This is a genomic window from Mesorhizobium sp. M5C.F.Ca.ET.164.01.1.1 (assembly GCF_004792125.1).
In the GTDB taxonomy this organism is placed as follows: Bacteria; Pseudomonadota; Alphaproteobacteria; order Rhizobiales; family Rhizobiaceae; genus Mesorhizobium; species Mesorhizobium wenxiniae.
This window is the reverse complement of the sequence record NZ_SRTG01000337.1, coordinates 1-331: the sequence shown is the minus strand read 5'-3', so window position 1 is coordinate 331 and position 331 is coordinate 1. Positions and strand designations below refer to the sequence as shown.

The following is a 331-nucleotide window of genomic DNA, read 5'->3' as shown; positions in this document are numbered from 1 at the left end:
AAAACCGCGCCTCCATATAGGAGCGCGTAGACGGCGAAGAGACGAACCAGGCGCCCGTCAATATTGAGAGCAAGCCCGTTGACTTTGCGTTCGCCAGACGCCGAGCCGCCACGTATGCAGGACAAGCTTCCCGCCGAAACAAGAAAACATACGGCAAGGAGGACGAACACCAGGGTAGCGGAATGGTCGTTTGGTAACGCACCCACGAGCAGCGCTGCCGCAAGACATCCGAACTGCGTGACGAAGAAGACAATGGAATATGAAGCTGTCAGATCGCCTCCCGCAACGAGAGGGATCATTGACTGCGAACTCGTAAGTGCAACTCGGTCAC

General features: G+C 56.5%; 1 protein-coding gene. It reads right to left on the bottom strand.

Translation table 11 applies throughout. The annotated features are described in order from the left end of the window. The coding region (locus EN807_RS36200) for a hypothetical protein (RefSeq protein WP_210240023.1) at positions 1 to 299 on the bottom strand (299 nt) is incomplete at its 3' end. Positions 300 to 331 lie beyond the last annotated feature (32 nt).